This window comes from Bacillus sp. 05T31 (assembly GCF_056396725.1).
In genome coordinates this window covers 1-572 of the sequence record NZ_JBFTMA010001272.1, presented here as the reverse complement: position 1 = coordinate 572, position 572 = coordinate 1, and the positions used below count along the sequence as shown (strand labels likewise).

The window sequence follows — 572 nt, the reverse complement described above, 5'->3', positions numbered from 1 at the left end:
TTTATATCCATTGGAAAATCCGTAAAAGTTTTTCTAAAATAACGTAACTATTTATTTTAGAATTGATACATGTTTTAGGTTTAATCAATTTTTGTAGTGATAATGTAGTAGTTAAATCTGAATTTAACTACTATTTGCATGGTGTAAGTTAATCTCCCCTCCAAGTAATAGTGTAACATCCATGTGTATACATGGTCTTTTTCACACTGTCTACCTAAAGGGGATAATATCAACTTAAATTAAATTAATAAAAAAATAGCCAGTTAAAAGAGCGTGTTTTCATTTATTAACTAAACACGCTCTTACATATATTTAAACCCTATATCATTTATTCCATTCTATAATTAATACATATTCTTTTTTATATCCGGTTATCATGCCAGAAGTTTATTGGAAAATGATTATTCTCATCATAAGCTTCAAATTCATAACCTTTTTCTTTTAATCCTTTTATAATTGCTGGAACTGCCGCGACAGATTGTGGATGAATATCATGCATTAAAACAATTTCTTTTGAAGACGTCGCACCTGCTAATACATTTTGAACAGTTTTTGCGGCTGCTACATCAACG

1 pseudogene is annotated in these 572 nt (G+C 29.0%); it reads right to left on the bottom strand.

Annotated features, from left to right (window positions below):
* Positions 1–361 precede the first annotated feature (361 nt).
* A pseudogene (locus AC1DJR_RS32855) lies at positions 362–572 on the bottom strand (polysaccharide deacetylase); the annotation flags it as partial.